Annotated in this window: 19 protein-coding genes and 1 tRNA gene; 6 read left to right on the top strand and 14 right to left on the bottom strand. The window is 69.2% G+C overall.

Annotated features, from left to right (window positions below; genetic code table 11):
- Positions 1–11 precede the first annotated feature (11 nt).
- Complete coding sequence (locus ACT53O_RS05740; RefSeq protein ID WP_476151567.1) at positions 12–665, top strand: DUF6226 family protein; 654 nt, start codon at positions 12–14, stop codon at positions 663–665.
- Positions 666–668: 3 nt separating this feature from the next.
- Here the strand turns inward: ACT53O_RS05740 and ACT53O_RS05735 are convergent, their stop codons facing one another.
- The 7 genes from ACT53O_RS05735 to ACT53O_RS05705 all read right to left on the bottom strand — a co-directional run bounded on the left by ACT53O_RS05735 (position 669) and on the right by ACT53O_RS05705 (position 5,527).
- Positions 669–1,094, bottom strand: a complete 426-nt coding sequence (locus ACT53O_RS05735) for a pilus assembly protein TadG-related protein (RefSeq protein WP_112931323.1) — start codon at positions 1,092–1,094, stop codon at positions 669–671.
- A complete protein-coding gene (locus ACT53O_RS05730) occupies positions 1,091–1,528 on the bottom strand; it encodes a TadE family protein (protein WP_476151566.1) in 438 nt (145 codons plus the stop codon). Before ACT53O_RS05730 ends, ACT53O_RS05735 begins: the two co-directional genes overlap by 4 nt.
- Positions 1,529–1,550: 22 nt before the next feature.
- Entirely contained in the window at positions 1,551–1,940 is a 390-nt protein-coding gene (locus ACT53O_RS05725) for a TadE/TadG family type IV pilus assembly protein (RefSeq protein ID WP_476151565.1), read from the bottom strand.
- Between the two features lie 14 nt (positions 1,941–1,954).
- On the bottom strand, positions 1,955–2,134 hold the full coding sequence (locus ACT53O_RS05720) for a hypothetical protein (RefSeq protein ID WP_039415682.1): 180 nt from the start codon (positions 2,132–2,134) through the stop codon (positions 1,955–1,957).
- Positions 2,135–2,559: 425 nt separating this feature from the next.
- The gene (locus ACT53O_RS05715) at positions 2,560–3,486 is read right to left on the bottom strand and encodes a type II secretion system F family protein (RefSeq protein ID WP_294944782.1); all 927 of its coding nucleotides are present in this window, start codon (positions 3,484–3,486) and stop codon (positions 2,560–2,562) included.
- A complete protein-coding gene (locus ACT53O_RS05710; protein WP_112931319.1) occupies positions 3,483–4,340 on the bottom strand; it encodes a type II secretion system F family protein in 858 nt (285 codons plus the stop codon). The genes ACT53O_RS05715 and ACT53O_RS05710 overlap by 4 nt, the downstream gene beginning before the upstream one ends.
- Entirely contained in the window at positions 4,337–5,527 is a 1,191-nt protein-coding gene (locus ACT53O_RS05705; RefSeq protein ID WP_135949074.1) for a TadA family conjugal transfer-associated ATPase, read from the bottom strand. Before ACT53O_RS05705 ends, ACT53O_RS05710 begins: the two co-directional genes overlap by 4 nt.
- On the opposite strand from ACT53O_RS05705, the gene ACT53O_RS05700 reads away from it, so the two are divergent.
- On the top strand, positions 5,514–5,753 hold the full coding sequence (locus ACT53O_RS05700; RefSeq protein WP_167487139.1) for a transposase: 240 nt from the start codon (positions 5,514–5,516) through the stop codon (positions 5,751–5,753). The two genes, ACT53O_RS05705 and ACT53O_RS05700, sit on opposite strands and share 14 nt — an antisense overlap.
- Here the strand turns inward: ACT53O_RS05700 and ACT53O_RS05695 are convergent.
- Together ACT53O_RS05695 and ACT53O_RS05690 are read right to left on the bottom strand one after the other, a co-directional pair.
- Entirely contained in the window at positions 5,750–6,178 is a 429-nt protein-coding gene (locus ACT53O_RS05695; protein WP_244295625.1) for an SRPBCC family protein, read from the bottom strand. The genes ACT53O_RS05700 and ACT53O_RS05695 overlap by 4 nt on opposite strands.
- A gap of 43 nt (positions 6,179–6,221) precedes the next feature.
- Positions 6,222–6,443, bottom strand: a complete 222-nt coding sequence (locus tag ACT53O_RS05690; RefSeq protein WP_061683635.1) for a hypothetical protein — start codon at positions 6,441–6,443, stop codon at positions 6,222–6,224.
- 170 nt (positions 6,444–6,613) lie between these two features.
- Here ACT53O_RS05690 and ACT53O_RS05685 point away from each other — a divergent pair, with 170 nt between their 5' ends.
- Together ACT53O_RS05685 and ACT53O_RS05680 are read left to right on the top strand one after the other, a co-directional pair.
- Positions 6,614–7,441: a formate/nitrite transporter family protein gene (locus ACT53O_RS05685; protein ID WP_135949072.1), complete on the top strand. Its 828-nt coding sequence runs from the start codon at positions 6,614–6,616 to the stop codon at positions 7,439–7,441.
- 12 nt (positions 7,442–7,453) lie between these two features.
- A tRNA-Leu gene (locus ACT53O_RS05680) sits at positions 7,454–7,535 on the top strand.
- 35 nt (positions 7,536–7,570) lie between these two features.
- On the opposite strand, the gene ACT53O_RS05675 is transcribed toward ACT53O_RS05680, so the two are convergent.
- Together ACT53O_RS05675 and ACT53O_RS05670 are read right to left on the bottom strand one after the other, a co-directional pair.
- Positions 7,571–8,263, bottom strand: coding sequence for a hypothetical protein (locus ACT53O_RS05675; RefSeq protein WP_135949071.1), 693 nt, complete (start codon positions 8,261–8,263; stop codon positions 7,571–7,573).
- Complete coding sequence (locus ACT53O_RS05670) at positions 8,260–8,451, bottom strand: Arc family DNA-binding protein (protein ID WP_005055065.1); 192 nt, start codon at positions 8,449–8,451, stop codon at positions 8,260–8,262. The genes ACT53O_RS05675 and ACT53O_RS05670 overlap by 4 nt, the downstream gene beginning before the upstream one ends.
- Positions 8,452–8,611: 160 nt before the next feature.
- Between ACT53O_RS05670 and ACT53O_RS05665 the strand changes: the two genes are divergently transcribed.
- Positions 8,612–9,337, top strand: coding sequence for a DedA family protein (locus ACT53O_RS05665; protein WP_121191179.1), 726 nt, complete (start codon positions 8,612–8,614; stop codon positions 9,335–9,337).
- 1 nt (position 9,338) lies between these two features.
- On the opposite strand, the gene ku is transcribed toward ACT53O_RS05665, so the two are convergent.
- The gene (ku, locus tag ACT53O_RS05660) at positions 9,339–10,187 is read right to left on the bottom strand and encodes a non-homologous end joining protein Ku (RefSeq protein WP_347417219.1); all 849 of its coding nucleotides are present in this window, start codon (positions 10,185–10,187) and stop codon (positions 9,339–9,341) included.
- Between the two features lie 59 nt (positions 10,188–10,246).
- Here ku and ACT53O_RS05655 point away from each other — a divergent pair, with 59 nt between their 5' ends.
- Positions 10,247–12,679, top strand: coding sequence for an ATP-dependent DNA ligase (locus ACT53O_RS05655; RefSeq protein WP_476151564.1), 2,433 nt, complete (start codon positions 10,247–10,249; stop codon positions 12,677–12,679).
- A gap of 3 nt (positions 12,680–12,682) precedes the next feature.
- On the opposite strand, the gene ACT53O_RS05650 is transcribed toward ACT53O_RS05655, so the two are convergent.
- Together ACT53O_RS05650 and ACT53O_RS05645 are read right to left on the bottom strand one after the other, a co-directional pair.
- Positions 12,683–13,486 carry a spermidine/putrescine ABC transporter permease gene (locus tag ACT53O_RS05650; RefSeq protein ID WP_476151563.1) on the bottom strand — a complete coding sequence of 268 codons (804 nt, stop codon included), beginning with the start codon at positions 13,484–13,486 and terminating at the stop codon, positions 12,683–12,685.
- Between the two features lie 56 nt (positions 13,487–13,542).
- Positions 13,543–14,460, bottom strand: a complete 918-nt coding sequence (locus ACT53O_RS05645; protein ID WP_294979811.1) for a cation diffusion facilitator family transporter — start codon at positions 14,458–14,460, stop codon at positions 13,543–13,545.
- Between the last annotated feature and the right edge of the window lie 18 nt (positions 14,461–14,478).

The following is a 14,478-nucleotide window of genomic DNA, read 5'->3' as shown; positions in this document are numbered from 1 at the left end:
AGGATGACGGGATGAGCCGGTACACCCGCCCGTCGATCGCACCCCAGGTGTTCGTCGATGCCGACGGAGAGGTCATCGATTACGGAAACCGGTGGGAGGGCTCTCCGCCGACCGAGGCGTACTCGGTCACCGTGCATCCGGAACGCTACGCGCCACTGCACACGGTCGCGGCGGCGCTCATCGATCACCTGCGGCTCACGTACGACGTGGAGATCGACGACGGCCCACATGTCGTCGCCGACCTTCTCGCGCCACCGAGCTGGGAGGTGCCGCGGGCCGTCAGGGTGCGCCCGCGCGAGCCGGACTGCGCTGGGCTGACGTTCGTGTTCACGGCTTTCCCGGGTCTGCTCCTGCACGCGGGCCTGCTGCACGACTTCCCCTTCCCGCTGTGCGGGTGCGACGCGTGCGACACCCCGTGGCAGCGCGAGGCCGACGAGCTCGAGGAGCATGTCTTCGCCGTCGTCAGCGGCAACTACAGCGAAAGCGTCGGGCGGCGCGACGCAGAAGCGGCGGCGTGGTATCAGGTGCGATACCCGACCGGCTCGTCGGGAGGCTTCTCGAACGCGGTCCCCGTGCCTGCGGAACGCCGTGCGGCGGCGGAGCCCATTCTGCGGAGTCTGCCGTCCGGGTGGCGGGCATGGCCACGGCGCGCAGGGGCAGAGTAGCTCTCATCGCAACGCGGTACGGCTGGTCGCGGTGGACTCCAGCGGCCAGCCGTCCGGGACGAACAGCGTCAGCACGGGCGGGCGCCAGGTCGTCGCGACCGTGACGCGTGCCGAGACGCCGTCGGGGGTGGATGCCGCGACCAGCTCGGCCGTCTGGGTGGCCGCGAGCAGCTCCTCGGCCTGATCGTAGACACCGGCATCCGTCAACCGTGCGGCCGGGCCCGAAGCGTCGACCGTGAGAGTGAAGCCGTCCGCCCCGGCGAGCGCGGCCGCGTCGGCGGCAGCATCCAGGCGCTTCTGCGTGAGGTAGAGACTCGTCGCGTCGACACAGACGAGTACCAGCACGACCGCGATGACGAAGTAGCCGAGTGCCAGGATCAGCACGCTGCCGTCTTCGTCATCGTGACGTCGCGACGCGAACGCCCTCACAGCTCGACCCAATAACGGGAGACCTTCTGCACCCCGGTCGCGGTGACCGGCACGCGCGCCGCCTGGTCGAGACCGAGCACCGGCGGGACGAGCGGCAACGGCACCTCTGCCGTCACGGTGACCGAGAGCATCGCGCCGGCCGCGGGGCACGGACCGGACGTGTCGCACTGCACGTGAATGTCGAGGGTCGAGCGGTCGATGCCGTATTCGGCGACGATGGCATCGACGACGCGCTGGGTGCGGGCGTCGGCCGTCGCGAGGTCGGACGACGAGGCGATCGTGCGAGCGAGCTGCCGCGCAGCTGTTTCGGCCCCCAGCGCCTGGGATTGGATGCTGCCGAGCGCGACGATGAGGTAGACGAGGGGCACGAGCAGGATGAGCCCGACGGTGATGAACTCCAGGGATGCCGAGCCGCTGTCGTCTCTGAGCGTCACACCCTGAATCGCCCGCGGTGGGTCAGTCGAAACTCTCACGCGGGGCACGGGCGCTCACCTCCATCCCGGAGGGCACTCCGAGCAGTCCCACCAGCGGGAGCGTCGCCACCACGCGGACCTCCACCTCGGGTCCGCGCGCCGTGTCGGTGTCCGACGCGCTCACCCGCGCGCCGATGCCCTCACCCACCGCCGTCGCGATCAGTTGGGCCGTGCGGGCGGCGCCAGCGTCGGCATCCGTGTCGGCGAGCGCGCCGAAGTAGGCGCCCTCCACCGCCGCATCGTGGACGACGTTGCGGATGTACACGGCGAGCGCCAGCTGCAGCACACCGAGGGTCAAGAGAGTCAGAAGCGTTCCGACGAGCACGAACTCAACGGTGCTCGAGCCGCGCTGATCGTGGCGGAGGCTCTCCACGCCGGCTCCCGGGATCAGAGACCGGAGACGCGGCTCAGCGCCTGCTCGAACAGCGCAGCCAACGCGGGGCCGGCGAGAGTCCAGATCGCGACGACGAGTCCGGCGGTCATCAATGTGACGAGCACCCAGCCCGGAACGTCACCCGTTTCGTCGTCGACGAACTCGCGGAGAGCGGATCGCTGTGAACTGTCCATGCGTCGAGTGTGCTCGGATGAGTCCTCTCGCGCGGGAGTTATCCACAGCAGTGGGAACGAGGAATGACCCATCGCTCCTCGCGGCGACGGCCGATACGGCTCAGCAGTACGTCCAGCTCCACCGCGCCGTCAGGGTGGGAACGCCGTTCAGAATGCTGAGCGTGCCGCCCGGAGCTACGGACGTGCACGCGTCGCGGTGCGTGAACGGCACCGTGATCGATGATGATCAGCTGCAGCCGTGCCGTCGTCGATCGGCAGTTCTGCACGGCGTAGTCCTCGCCGCTGACCGCGTATATCCCCTCCGGAATGTTGCACGGGCCGATAGGTGCCGCAGAGGCCGCTCCGGCACCGCCTATGACTTTCGGCGGCGCTGCACGACATCCGTCGGATCTGTGGTCGAGGATGTCCGACGAGTTCCGCCGACATCAACCGACGCCGAGCCGCAGCATGACGATGCCGGGGAAGATCGCGAAGAGAACCGAAAGCGGCAGGATCAAGAACACGAGCGGCAGAAGCATCAAGATCTCCTTGCGCCCCGCCAGTTCCAACAGCCCCCGCTTAGCGTCCTCTCGCGCATCGACGGCCTGCTCTTGCAGAACGTGCGCGAGGGGCGCTCCACGGTCCATCGCCGCCACCAGATGCTCAATTGCTCGCGCGAGTGCCGGAACGTCGAGGCTCTTCGACACCGAGAGCAGCGCATCCGGCAGGCTCGAGCCGGTGCCGCTCGCCAGCACTGCCGCACGGAGTTCACCGGTCAGAACGCCGGAGCCGACCTCGCCCACGCGACGCAGCGCGTCACGCAAACCTTCCCCGGCAGCCAGGCACAGCGAAAGGAACTCCAGCACGGTCGGAAGCTCCTCCTCGACGCGCGCGATCCGCTGGCGCGCCGCTCTCGTCAGGCGGTAGTCGCAGCCGAGAACTCCGGCCGCGGCGAACAGCGGAGGCAGCACGGCGAGCGTCGGCCCGCCACGCCCGAGAAGGGTCAGTGCGACGACGAGAAGTCCACCTGCTCCGAGCCCACCCACAGCCCATCCGAGCTGCCTGGCACGAAAGGCCACGACATCCCGACGCCACCCCGCCTGACGCAGGCGACGCGCGACACTTCCTCCTCCTCCGAGTGCCACCCAGGAGGAGGCCATGCGGTCTCGCAGAAGCCGCCACGACGACGTCACCGCCGCGGGCGGGAGCGGAGTGATGCCGAGCGGATCGGCGATGTCGCGCAGATACGGCGCGACGCGACGCGAGAGCGAGGGCGCCGCCCACCGCGGGAGTCGTCCGACGACCAACAGCAATCCCGTGCCGAGCGCGACACCGAGGACGACGGCGGATGCAGCGAGGCTCAGAACGCTCATGCGAACCACCGCCGCGGTTCCGGCAAGCGGCCGATGCGAATCGTGAGTCGGTACGCGCCGACGGAGACGACCGCGCCGACGAGAATCACCGCGACGCCGGCAGGGCTCGCGTAGGCGCTGGCACCCTCGGGGCGAAGTGCCAGCAGGCCGAGAACGATCCACGGCGCCACGACCCCGACGATCGCCGCTCCGCGCACCCAGGACTGTCTCGCCTCCACCTCGGCGCGAAGGGTGGCGTCGGCACGCACGGATGCCGAGAGCGCGCGGAGCACGGCGGTCAGCTCGGTTCCGCCGACCTGTCGCGCCATCCGGAGAGTCTCGATGATGCGGTCGGCCACCGGATCGGCGAGGGCTGCCTTGAGACGCAGCGCGCTGGAGTCGAAGTGCCCAGACGCCGCCATGTCGAAGCGGAAGCGCTCGAACGCAGCTCGCAGCGGAGGCGGACCACTCGTCGCGAGAGCCGCCACGGCATCCGGAAGCGACACACCCGCACGGGCGGAAGAGATCAAGAGGTCGCACACGTCGGACCACAACGCGCGGCGCGACCTCCGAAGCCGCCGCGCACGCCCGCGGAGCCAGGCGAACGGCGCTGCCGCCCCAGCCAGCGCCGCGACCACCGCCACCGCGCCGAGTCCGGTCACCAGCCAGCTGATGGCGCAGAACAGTGCGCAGAGGACGACGGCGATCAACACCGGACGCATGGTGGAGGCGTGTGCGAAGCCGGCCTCATCGAGCATCCGCGACACACGTCCGTCTCGGCGCGGTGCCTCGTCCCGCTCGCGCACCGGCCACAGCCAGGGTGACAGGACGAGAAGAATGCCGGCCGCAAGCGCCGCACCCCAGACGACCGTCATGAGCGGCCCCGTCGGTAGACCACGCGGGTGTCGATGACGCCCTCATGAGTGCGTCCGGTCGTCTCGATCACTTCCTCGATGAACCGTTCGCCGCTCGGCCCGCGACGGCAGTGCACGACAAGGTGGACGCCGGTCGCAATCGCAGGCTGGACGAAGGCGGCGTCGATGTTCCGTCCGGCCAGCAACGGCAGAGTGGCGAGCCGCGACAGCGCATCGTCGGCGCTGTTGGCATGGATCGTCGCCGCGCCGGGAACGCCGGTGTGCAGGGCGAGGAGGAGATCGAGCGCCTCCGCGTCACGGACCTCCCCGACGATCAGGCGATCGGGCCGCATGCGCAGCGCCTCCTTCACGAGGCGACGCAGACTCACCGCGCCCGTCCCCTCCAGACTCGGCTGGCGCCCCTGCAGAGCGACGACGTCGGGGGCGGTGACGGCGAGTTCGAAGGTCTCCTCGACCGTGATGATCCTCTGCTCTGGTCGGCAGGCGCCGATGAGGGCCGCCAGCATCGTCGTCTTGCCCGCGTGCGTGGCTCCGGACACCACGACGTTTCGCCCCTCCACCATGGCGTCGCGCAGCATGTCGGCGACCTGCGCGGGCAGCGCCCCGGCACCGACGAGGTCGTCCAGCGTCCGCCGCGCAGGCAGGAACTTGCGGATGTTGACGGCGAGGTGTGAGCGCGTGATGTCGGGGATGACGACGTGAAGTCGGCTTCCGTCCGGAAGCGACGCGTCCACGAACGGTTGGCTGAGATCGACTCGCCGCCCGGTGGCGTGCAGCATCTTCTCGACGAGATCGCGTACCGCTTCATCGCTGATGCTCATCAGAACGCGTTCGCTGCGCCCCGCGCGCGCCGCGAAGACCGCGCCAGGACCGTTGATCCAGATCTCCTCGACCTCGGGGTCGTCCAGCAGCGCCTGCAACGGGCCGTAGCCCGTCACCCGGGCGAGCACGTCGCGGACGGCGGCGGCCTCGTCGTCGACGAACTCGAGACCCCGAGCGAGGGCGAAGTCGTTGTGACGGCGCACCTCCGCCACGGCCGCCTGGTGGGCGCGATCGGGGTGGCGGAGCGGATCGGCCTGTTCCTCACGAAGCCGGTCGCGCACACGTTCCGCGATCGCCTGCACAACACTCGCCGAGGCCCCCGCCGACACGAGCGGCGCGTCGGGCGTGTACGTGGAGGGGCTCACCTCGGCATCGTGGCATCGTCGGCGCACCGCCGGTGAGAGATATCCACAGCCCGACGCCTGTCCGGCGACAGCTCTCTGCCGCGGCAGCAACGTCGTTGAGCGGTGCTTCAACGAGCTCAAGCAGTGGCGCGGGATCGCGATGCGCTCAGACAAGACCGCCCGCGACTACCACGCCGGCCTCTGCCTCGCCGCGACACTCCACTGGCTCACCACCGGCGTTCTCTAAGCATCGAAGTCGACTGCTTCACCCTCGCTCATCCGCTTCAATCGCGCCAAGTGGTATCGCCACCCCTCTTCGTGTTCCGCAGGCAACGAGTGCGGAGTTCGAGCACGGCAGAATCCTGACTCGGTGAGGGTGACCGAGGTTGCCTGCCCGTGCGCTACCAGCTCGATCACGACGTCGAGAGGGTGCTCCCAGCCCTGTTCGGTCCAACTGAATCCGAGCACATGCGGCTCGTCACAGCGCGTGACGCTCCCCGTCGCGCATACCTGACGGCCTTCCTCGACCCAGGTCTCGACGAGCGGCGAGCCAACGGCCGCCTCGAAGCGCATCTCAGGCCACCATGCACCTCGTCCAGCCGTCAGGAGTCGCCAGACAACCTCGACGGACGCATCAAGGTCCGCCGCCACCGTCACCGAATCACGAGGCATACAGCCAAGCTATCGATCCAATCGAGGCCTTTAGCAACACGCCCTAGCTCGACCGGGAAGCGCGCATCATCCAGGACCACCACGCCAACGCAGGCATAGCGATGCCGACGGTGACGGCGGGAGCGGCATCCGGAACCGCGATGCTCAGCCCCACGCCCATCACGATCATTCCGAACGTGAGGGCTGTGGCGAAGAGGTGCGGGCCGGGCCGCGCGATGGTGGCGAACCAGCCAGGCCGGCCCTCATGCTTGTCCTGCATCATCATCGATACTCATCTCCCTGGGCTGGCTGGTCGACACACGAGGAAGGTGCACTGCTGTCGGCGCGAGAGGCGCTGCATGCTCCGTTGCGAACCTACCCGTTCACATCTCAGTGCTCGATTTTCCACAGCCCAACCGCCCATTGTGGTCCGACCACTCTTCGTAGACTGCCGTCGTGCTCACGATTCCCGAGACCCTGCAGGTGCAGGCGGATGCCGCGGTCCACAAGGCCGAGGGACTGCGCTCACCCGGCCGCTTCGCCGTGTCCGGCATGCTCGCCGGCGCCTACATCGGCATCGGCGTCGTGCTGATGGTCGCCACCGCCGGACCACTCATCGCCGCGGGCGACGGCCTCGCAAAACTTGTCGCCGGCCTCGTGTTCGGCGTCGCCCTGACCCTCGTCGTCTTCGCCGGCGCCGACCTTCTCACCAGCGCGATGATGATCCTCCCCCAGGGCGCCCTGATGGGCGCAGTCGGGTGGTGGCGCGCGATCGGCACCATGGCGGCCACCTTCGTCGCCAACCTCGTCGGCGCCCTCGTCTTCGCCGCCCTCATCGTCGCGTCCGGTGTCCTGCATTCCAACGCACCCGCCGGCAAGATGATCGCCGACATGCTCGCCGCCAAGGCCGAGGAGGGTCCGCTGCAGCTGTTCGTCCGCGGCATCCTCTGCAACGTGCTCGTGTGCCTCGCGATCTGGATGTGCGCGCGCGTGCGCTCCGACGTCGCCAAGATCCTGCTGATCTTCGCCGCGATCCTCGCCTTCATCAGTTCCGGCTTCGAGCACGTCGTCGCGAACATGACCACCTACGGCATCGGCCTGTTCAGTGGCGACCCCCACTTCACCTGGGCCCTGTTCGCGAACAACATGCTCTGGGTGGGGCTCGGCAACCTCGTCGGCGGCGGCATCGTCGTCGGACTCGGCTACTGGATCGTCGGCGGTCGCCCCCGCGTTGCGGCCCTCACCGACACCCACGCCCCCGAGACGGCCGACGCCGCCGGATAGACTGACTCCTGCGCGGGAGTGGTGAAATCGGCAGACACGCAGGATTTAGGTTCCTGTGCCTTCGGGCGTGTGGGTTCAAGTCCCACCTTCCGCACAGAAGCATGGACGGAGGGGCGCACCGACGCCCGATCAGAGCGCGGTGTAGCCGTAAAGGTCGCTCTGGCGTTCATTGATCCAGATCGGCTCGCCGCCGTCCGGTCGCGGGATCAGAAGCGTCCGCCCATACGACTCGTCCACGACGTGCGCGTCCACTCCCTCCGCGCGCACCCGCGCGGCCAGCTCGTCCACATCACCCTCGTACTCGAACGACACCTGCGCCGCAGGTACATCGCCGTCGTGCACGGCCGCAAGCCCGGCATCCGCCACGAGCTGCACCCACCGGCCGCTGTCGCTGCGCACCTCGGCGCGCAGTCCCAGACGCTCCAGCACGGATGCCGCGGCATCCACATGCGCACTCACCCACAGGCCGAGCGCGCGCAAGCCCTGCGTTCCGTGCCGCTCCCCCGGGGCAAGCTCGAGCACCACGAGCTCGAGCTCGCCGGCGATCGCGACGCCCGATGCGCCGTTGTCCGCGACGAAGCGCCGGGCCGCATCACCGAAGGCGTTGGCCGCGGCATCCAGGTCGTCGGACTCGAAACCCAACGCGGCGAGGCCGTCCAGCGGGTCACCCGGCTCCACGCGGTGCAGCGCGACGCGCCCGTCTCCCGCTGCGTAGACCGACCAGTCCGCCTCCTCCACGAGAGCGACCAGCCCCAGCGCCGCGAACAGGCGCCGGTATCCGGCAACGTCGGACGTGTACTGCACGGGACGAGTGACGATCATGAGAGATCCTCCTTCTGACGGGTCGAGGATGGAGTGTCGAGAGAGGCCTGTAGCACCCGCTCGACGAAGCTGCTGAGGCTCAGCCCTTCATCGATTGCCCGGTGTTTGACCTGCGTGATGAGCGCACGCGGCAGATAGACGTTGAACTGCGCCTTGTCGGCGCGACCGGCTATGGGGTCGAGGGGCATGACAGCATGCTAGCAATCTAGCCGGGACCGCTCAACGACCCGCGCCTGGATTGATCAGCCGATTCACCGCAATCACTCGGGAACCGCCCCGGTAGACTGACCGCGACCGCTCACCTCTCGGAGCGGGCCCCTCCACCGCCGATCTACCGACGGGAAGCCTGTGCACGCTCTCGCCCTCATCCCCTGGCTCGACCCCGCAGCCATCATCCAGAACGCGGGCCCGTGGGCTCTGCTGGTGGTGTGCTTCATCGTCTTCGCCGAGACCGGTCTGCTCATCGGGTTCCTTCTTCCGGGCGACACCCTGCTCGTCATCTCCGGCCTGCTGTCGCACGCCACCGCGACGACGCCGCACGGGATCTTCGGCATCAGCGTCTGGTGGGTGGCGCTGCTGATCGGACTCTCCGCGTTCATCGGCGGCGAGGTCGGGTATTTCATCGGGCACAAGGGCGGACCCGCCGTCTTCGAGCGCAAGGAATCCGGCTTGTTCAGCCGCAAGAACGTCGAGCGCACCAACGCGTTCTTCGAGCGCTACGGCGGCCTCACGGTCATCCTGGCCCGCTTCGTTCCGATCGTGCGCACCTTCGCGCCCGTCGCGGCGGGCGTCGGCCACATGCCGTGGCGCAAATACTCGCTCTACAACCTGATCGGCGCGGTCCTCTGGGGCTTCGGTCTCACGATGTTCGGTTACCTCATCGGGTTCATCCCGCCGGTGGCCACGTTCGTCGAGAACTACATCGACCTCATCCTGCTCGCCGCCGTCGGCGGCACGGCCCTCGTCACGATCTGGCACTACTTCTCCGAGCGCCGCAGCGTGAAGAAGGAGAAGGCGGCCGGGCTCACCCCCGAGACCGTCGAGCCGCTCGAGGACGACGCGCCCGCCGTCTGACTCAGGACGCTTTGGTGGCCTTGCCCTTCTTGGGCGAGGCCACCTTCTCTTTCTCCGCCCGCGCCGCGCGGCTGCGCTCCACGCTGGCCTTGAGAGCCGCCATCAGATCGATGACCTCACCGCCGGCATCCTTCTCGCCCTTCTCACCGAAGGTCTCGGACGTGTCGAGCGCATCGCCCTTCTCCAGCTTGGCGTCGATGAGGGTGCGCAGCTCCTGCTGGTACTCGTCGACGAACTGGTCGGGATCGAAGTCGGCCGAGAAGCTCTCCACGAGGGATGCCGACAGCTCCAGTTCCTTGTCGGAGATCTTCACCGGCTCGTCGAGAGCGGCAAAGGTCGCCTCGCGTACTTCGTCGGCCCACAGCAGCGTCTGGAGGACGAGCACATCGCCGCGCACGCGCAGGGCGGCCAGTCTCGTCTTCTGCCGCAGTGAGAAACGCACGACGGCCGTCCGATCGGTGCGTTCCAGGGTCTTGCGCAGCAGCACATAGGCCTTGGGCGACGACGAGTCGGGCTCGAGATAGTACGGCCGGTCGAGCGTCAGCAGATCGATCTGGTCGCTGGGGACGAACTCGACCACCTCGATCTCGCGGCTGCGCTCTGACGGCAGTGCGGCGAGGTCCTCCGCCGTGAGCACCACGGTGCGCTCGCCGTCGTCGTATGCCTTGTCGATGTCGGCGTAAGGCACGACCTCGCCGTCGAGCTCGCAGATGCGCTGATACCGGATGCGCCCGCCGTCGGCCGCGTGCACCTGGTGCAGCGGCACGTCGTGGTCCTCGATCGCCGAGTACACCTTCACCGGGACGTTGACGAGGCCGAACGTCAACGCGCCCTTCCAGATCGCTCTCATGGGGCCATCCAACCGGCTCGCGGCGGCCGACGCCAGGGGCTGGACGCTAGCCTGGCGCCATGGCACAGTCAGCGCAGGTGGTCGACGTCGGTGGGCGTCGCCTGCGTCTGAGCAACCTCGACAAAGTGCTCTATCCCGACACGGGCACCACGAAGGCCGAGGTGATCGACTACTACTCGCGCATCGCTCCCGTGATGCTGCCGCACCTTGCCGGCAGGCCGGTCACGAGGCTGCGCTGGCCGGAAGGCACCGGCGAGGCGCCCTTCTTCGCGAAAGACCTCGAAGCCGGCGCGCCCGATTGGATGCCGCGACACCCGATCGACCATTCCGGCGGAGCGAAGGACTACCCGCTGGTCGCCGACGTCGCCGGACTCGTCTACCTCGCGCAGGTCGCGAGCCTCGAACTCCACACGCCGCAGTGGCGCTTCGACCACGGCGGGCGCGGATACCCCGACCGCCTCGTGCTCGACCTCGACCCGGGCCCCGGCGTCGGGCTCGCCGAGTGTGCGGAGGTGGCACGACGGGCCCGCGGCATCCTGTCGGACATGGGCATGGAGCCGTTGCCGGTGACGAGCGGATCCAAGGGTATTCACCTGTATGCCTCGCTGGACACGACTCGATCCAGCGACGAGATCTCGGCGTTCGCCCGCGAACTGGCACGCGCGCTGGAAGCGGATGATCCCGATCTCGTCGTGAGCGCGATGAGCAAGGCCGCCCGTCCCGGCAAGGTGTTCGTCGACTGGTCGCAGAACAACGGGGCGAAGACTACCGTCGCCCCGTATTCGCTCCGCGGGCGCGCCCGACCGACCGTCGCGGCTCCGCGCACCTGGGCGGAGCTCGACGACCCCGACCTGCGGCACCTGCTGTTCGACGAGGTGCTCACCCGCGCCGCCGCCGACGGCGACCTGCTCGCCCCCCTCACCCCCGCCGCCCCCGATCCGCTCGCCGCGTACGTGGCCAAGCGCACCCCCTCCGCCACGCCCGAGCCCTTCCCGCCGAGCCGCCATTCTTGCGCCGAGCCGCCACGTTCTGACGCGCCGAATCATGGCGGCTCGGTGCAAACATGGCGGTTCGTGATTCAGGAGCACCACGCGTCGCGGCTGCATTGGGACCTCAGGCTCGAGCGCGACGGGGTGCTCGTGAGCTGGGCGGTGCCTCGCGGCATCCCCGATTCTCCCGACCGCAACCACCTGGCGGTGATGACCGAACCGCACCCGATCGAGTACCTGACGTTCGCCGGCGAGATTCCCGCAGGCGAGTACGGGGCGGGTGCCATGACCGTGTGGGATTCCGGCACCTTCACCGTGGAGAAGTGGCGGGATGACGAGGTCATCGCGACCCTCACCGGCCGTCCCGGCGGACCACTCGGACGCGTGCGCCTCGCCCTGATCCGCACGTCGGGCGCCGGCGAGAAGTCGCAGTGGCTGCTGCACCGCACGAAGCCGGCGGGGAAGGATGCGGCGACGGGCGCCGTGGCCGCTGCCCGCGCCGGTCACCGCATGACGTCTCGCTCGTCTAGCGACAGCGCGGCGCCGATGCTCGCCGTGTCGTCGACACCCGCGCTGGCCACCTCCGCGGCCCGACGCTGGGGCGGCCTCCCGTGGGTCGAGTTCAAGTGGGACGGCATCCGGGCCGTCGCAACATGGGATGGCGAGCGGATGCGGCTGCGTGCACGCAGCGGCGTCGACATCACGGAGCGCTATCCCGAGCTCGCCGCCGCAGACCTCGGGCTCGGCGCGCTGCCCGCCGTGTTCGACGGCGAGATCGTCGCGCTCGATGCCGCCGGGCACCCGAGCTTCACGCGACTGCAGTCGCGGATGCATCTCACCGGCGCCCGCGACATCGCCCGCGAAGCCACCGCCACACCCGTGCACTACTTCGTCTTCGACCTGCTGCGCATCGGCGACGACGACATCGCAGAGCGACCCCTCCGCGAAAGACGAGAACTGCTCGAGTCGGTGACGGCAGACGCCGCATCGCCGCTCGTGGTGCCGCCCGTCACCGATGACATCGCCGACGCGTTGACGGCTGCCGCCGACCTGCGGTTGGAAGGTGTCGTCGTGAAGGATCCGCAGTCGCCATATCGACGCGGCATCCGCTCCGAACAATGGCTCAAGGTCAAGCTGACGGCGACGCAGGAGGTCGTGATCGGCGGCATCCGCCCCGGAAAGGGCGAACGACGCGGCGGCATCGGGTCGCTGCTGCTCGGCATTCCGGATGCCGAGGGCCTGCGATACGTCGGGCGCGTGGGATCGGGGTTCGCCGACCGCGAGCTCGCCCGCCTGGAGAGCCGGCTGCAGCCGCTGCGCACCGACGCCAACCCCTTCGTGGGTGTCCCTGCGGCCGACGCCGCGGACGCCCTCTGGCTACGCCCGGAGCTGGTCGGCGAGGTCGAGTTCGCGGAGTTCACTCCGAACGGCACACTCCGTCACGCCCGGTGGCGAGGGCTCCGCACCGACAAGCAGCCGATGGACGTTCGCCGCGACCAGTAGCGCTCACGCCGGCGCACTGGTCGGCGCAGGCGGGTCCGCGGCGAAGACAGCGACGGCCGAGCCGTCCCACTCAAACTGAAGCACCGTGCCGACGGGGAAGGCTGCCGTCAGTTCTTCCGAGCTGCCGCGGTCGACGTGGATGGACACCGCCGGGTGAAAGGGGCTCGCGCTGCACGCGCTGTTGCCGGTCTGGGAGCCCGCGACGTCCGGCACGTCTTGGAGCACGGTGACGCACTCCCCCTCGAAACCGCTGTTCTCGCCGGAGGACACGACGATGAGCAGACCAGCGAAGCTGTAGGTGGTGCCCCGGTCGCCGTTGCGCGCCCACGGCAGCACCATCGGCACGTCCGCCGTCGGCTGGTCCAGGCTCGCGACCTGACGGGCACCGGTGACCGCCGACACCGGTCGCAGGGACGCCAGTGCGAACACGAGCGCTCCCACGACGATCGCGACGACCACGATCGATGCAGCCCACCCGATGAGCAGCGCACGGCCGATCGGCGGAGGGGTCGGCGACGAGCGATAGTGCTGCCCCGCCCCGTGCGGCTCAGCGACGCCGACAGCGGCCGCGTCCCCGGCGGGCGCAGCCGTCTCCGGCGCGGCGCTCTCCGGTCGCGGCACCGGCGGTCCGAACAGGCGCTCGGCCTCCGCCATCCGTGCCGACTGCTCGGCGGCGAAACCGCGGTCCTGACGCTGCTCGAGTTCGCGAAGCCGCGCGAGCGCCGTCGGGTCGTCGTCGATGTCGGCATCCGGCCCGTACGCGCGTCGGCGCAGCGTCGCGAACTCCTCGCGTGTGGCGGCATCCATGCTCTGCATCGTGACACATCGTCGACGCGATGCGTCGCTGGCAGCCGTTGCGCGTGTCAGACGTGCGCCTCGTGCTCCCGATGACCGGCGGGCTCGAACTGGAAGGTCGAGTGCTCCACGTCGAAGTGTCGGGACAGGCACCCCTGCAGACGGGACAGCAGCGCGCCTGTTCCCGCCGATCCCCCGGCAAGCAGATCGTCGCTGACGACGACGTGCGCGGTGAAGACCGGAGCGCCGCGGGTGAGCTGCCACACGTGCACGTCGTGCACGTCGACGACGCCGTCCTCGCCGAGGATGTGATCGCGGATCTCCGCGACCTCGGTCCCCCGCGGCGCGCGCTCGCCCAGCACCGAGAACACCTCGCGCAGCAGTCCGATCGCGCGTGGCAGGATCATCACCGCAATGAGCAGCGACGCCAGCGCGTCGGCCGGCATCCATCCCGTCGTCCAGATGACGACGGCGGCGACGATCACCAGCGCCGAGCCGATGAGATCTCCGAGCACCTCGATGTACGCGCCGCGCACGTTGATGCTGCGGCGCTGCGCGGCGCTGAGAAGGTACATCGACACGGCGTTGGCGACGAGGCCGACGGCGGCGACGAGCAGCATCAGCGCTCCGGCCACCTCGACCTCCGACGGAGCGAGCAGTCGCTGCACCGCCTCGACGGCGATCCACACCATCAGCGCGATCAGGATCACCGCGTTGACCAGCGCGCCGAACACCTCCGCGCGCTGGTAGCCGTAGGTGTTGCGGTCGTTCGCAGGACGCGCGGCCACGGTCGAGGCGATCAGTGCGACCACGAGTGCGGACGAGTCCGTGAACATGTGCGCCGCGTCGGCCAGCAACGCGAGCGACCCGGTCAGGAGGGCGCCGACGACCTGCACCAGCATGACGGTTGCGGTGAGACAGAGCGAGATCGTGAGCAGGCGGCGATTGCTCGCGCCACGGATGCCGGTCGGTGCGTGATCGTGCATAGGAACGAGGCTAGGCCG

Source organism: Microbacterium sp. DMC48 (genome assembly GCF_056313825.1).
Note: the sequence above shows the minus strand (reverse complement) of the source record. Positions and strands in the feature narration are given on the sequence as shown.

Bases quoted from the DNA above. Each gene is read 5' to 3' on its own strand.
- ACT53O_RS05740 (WP_476151567.1), top strand. From the start codon at position 12: ATGAGCCGGTACACCCGCCCGTCGATCGCACCCCAGGTGTTCGTCGAT.
- ACT53O_RS05720 (WP_039415682.1), bottom strand. From the start codon at position 2,134: ATGGACAGTTCACAGCGATCCGCTCTCCGCGAGTTCGTCGACGACGAA.
- ACT53O_RS05715 (WP_294944782.1), bottom strand. From the start codon at position 3,486: ATGAGCGTTCTGAGCCTCGCTGCATCCGCCGTCGTCCTCGGTGTCGCG.
- ACT53O_RS05710 (WP_112931319.1), bottom strand. From the start codon at position 4,340: ATGACGGTCGTCTGGGGTGCGGCGCTTGCGGCCGGCATTCTTCTCGTC.
- ACT53O_RS05695 (WP_244295625.1), bottom strand. From the start codon at position 6,178: ATGCCTCGTGATTCGGTGACGGTGGCGGCGGACCTTGATGCGTCCGTC.
- ACT53O_RS05690 (WP_061683635.1), bottom strand. From the start codon at position 6,443: ATGATGATGCAGGACAAGCATGAGGGCCGGCCTGGCTGGTTCGCCACC.
- ACT53O_RS05675 (WP_135949071.1), bottom strand. From the start codon at position 8,263: ATGATCGTCACTCGTCCCGTGCAGTACACGTCCGACGTTGCCGGATAC.
- ACT53O_RS05670 (WP_005055065.1), bottom strand. From the start codon at position 8,451: ATGCCCCTCGACCCCATAGCCGGTCGCGCCGACAAGGCGCAGTTCAAC.
- ku (WP_347417219.1), bottom strand. From the start codon at position 10,187: ATGAGAGCGATCTGGAAGGGCGCGTTGACGTTCGGCCTCGTCAACGTC.
- ACT53O_RS05655 (WP_476151564.1), top strand. From the start codon at position 10,247: ATGGCACAGTCAGCGCAGGTGGTCGACGTCGGTGGGCGTCGCCTGCGT.
- ACT53O_RS05650 (WP_476151563.1), bottom strand. From the start codon at position 13,486: ATGGATGCCGCCACACGCGAGGAGTTCGCGACGCTGCGCCGACGCGCG.
- ACT53O_RS05645 (WP_294979811.1), bottom strand. From the start codon at position 14,460: ATGCACGATCACGCACCGACCGGCATCCGTGGCGCGAGCAATCGCCGC.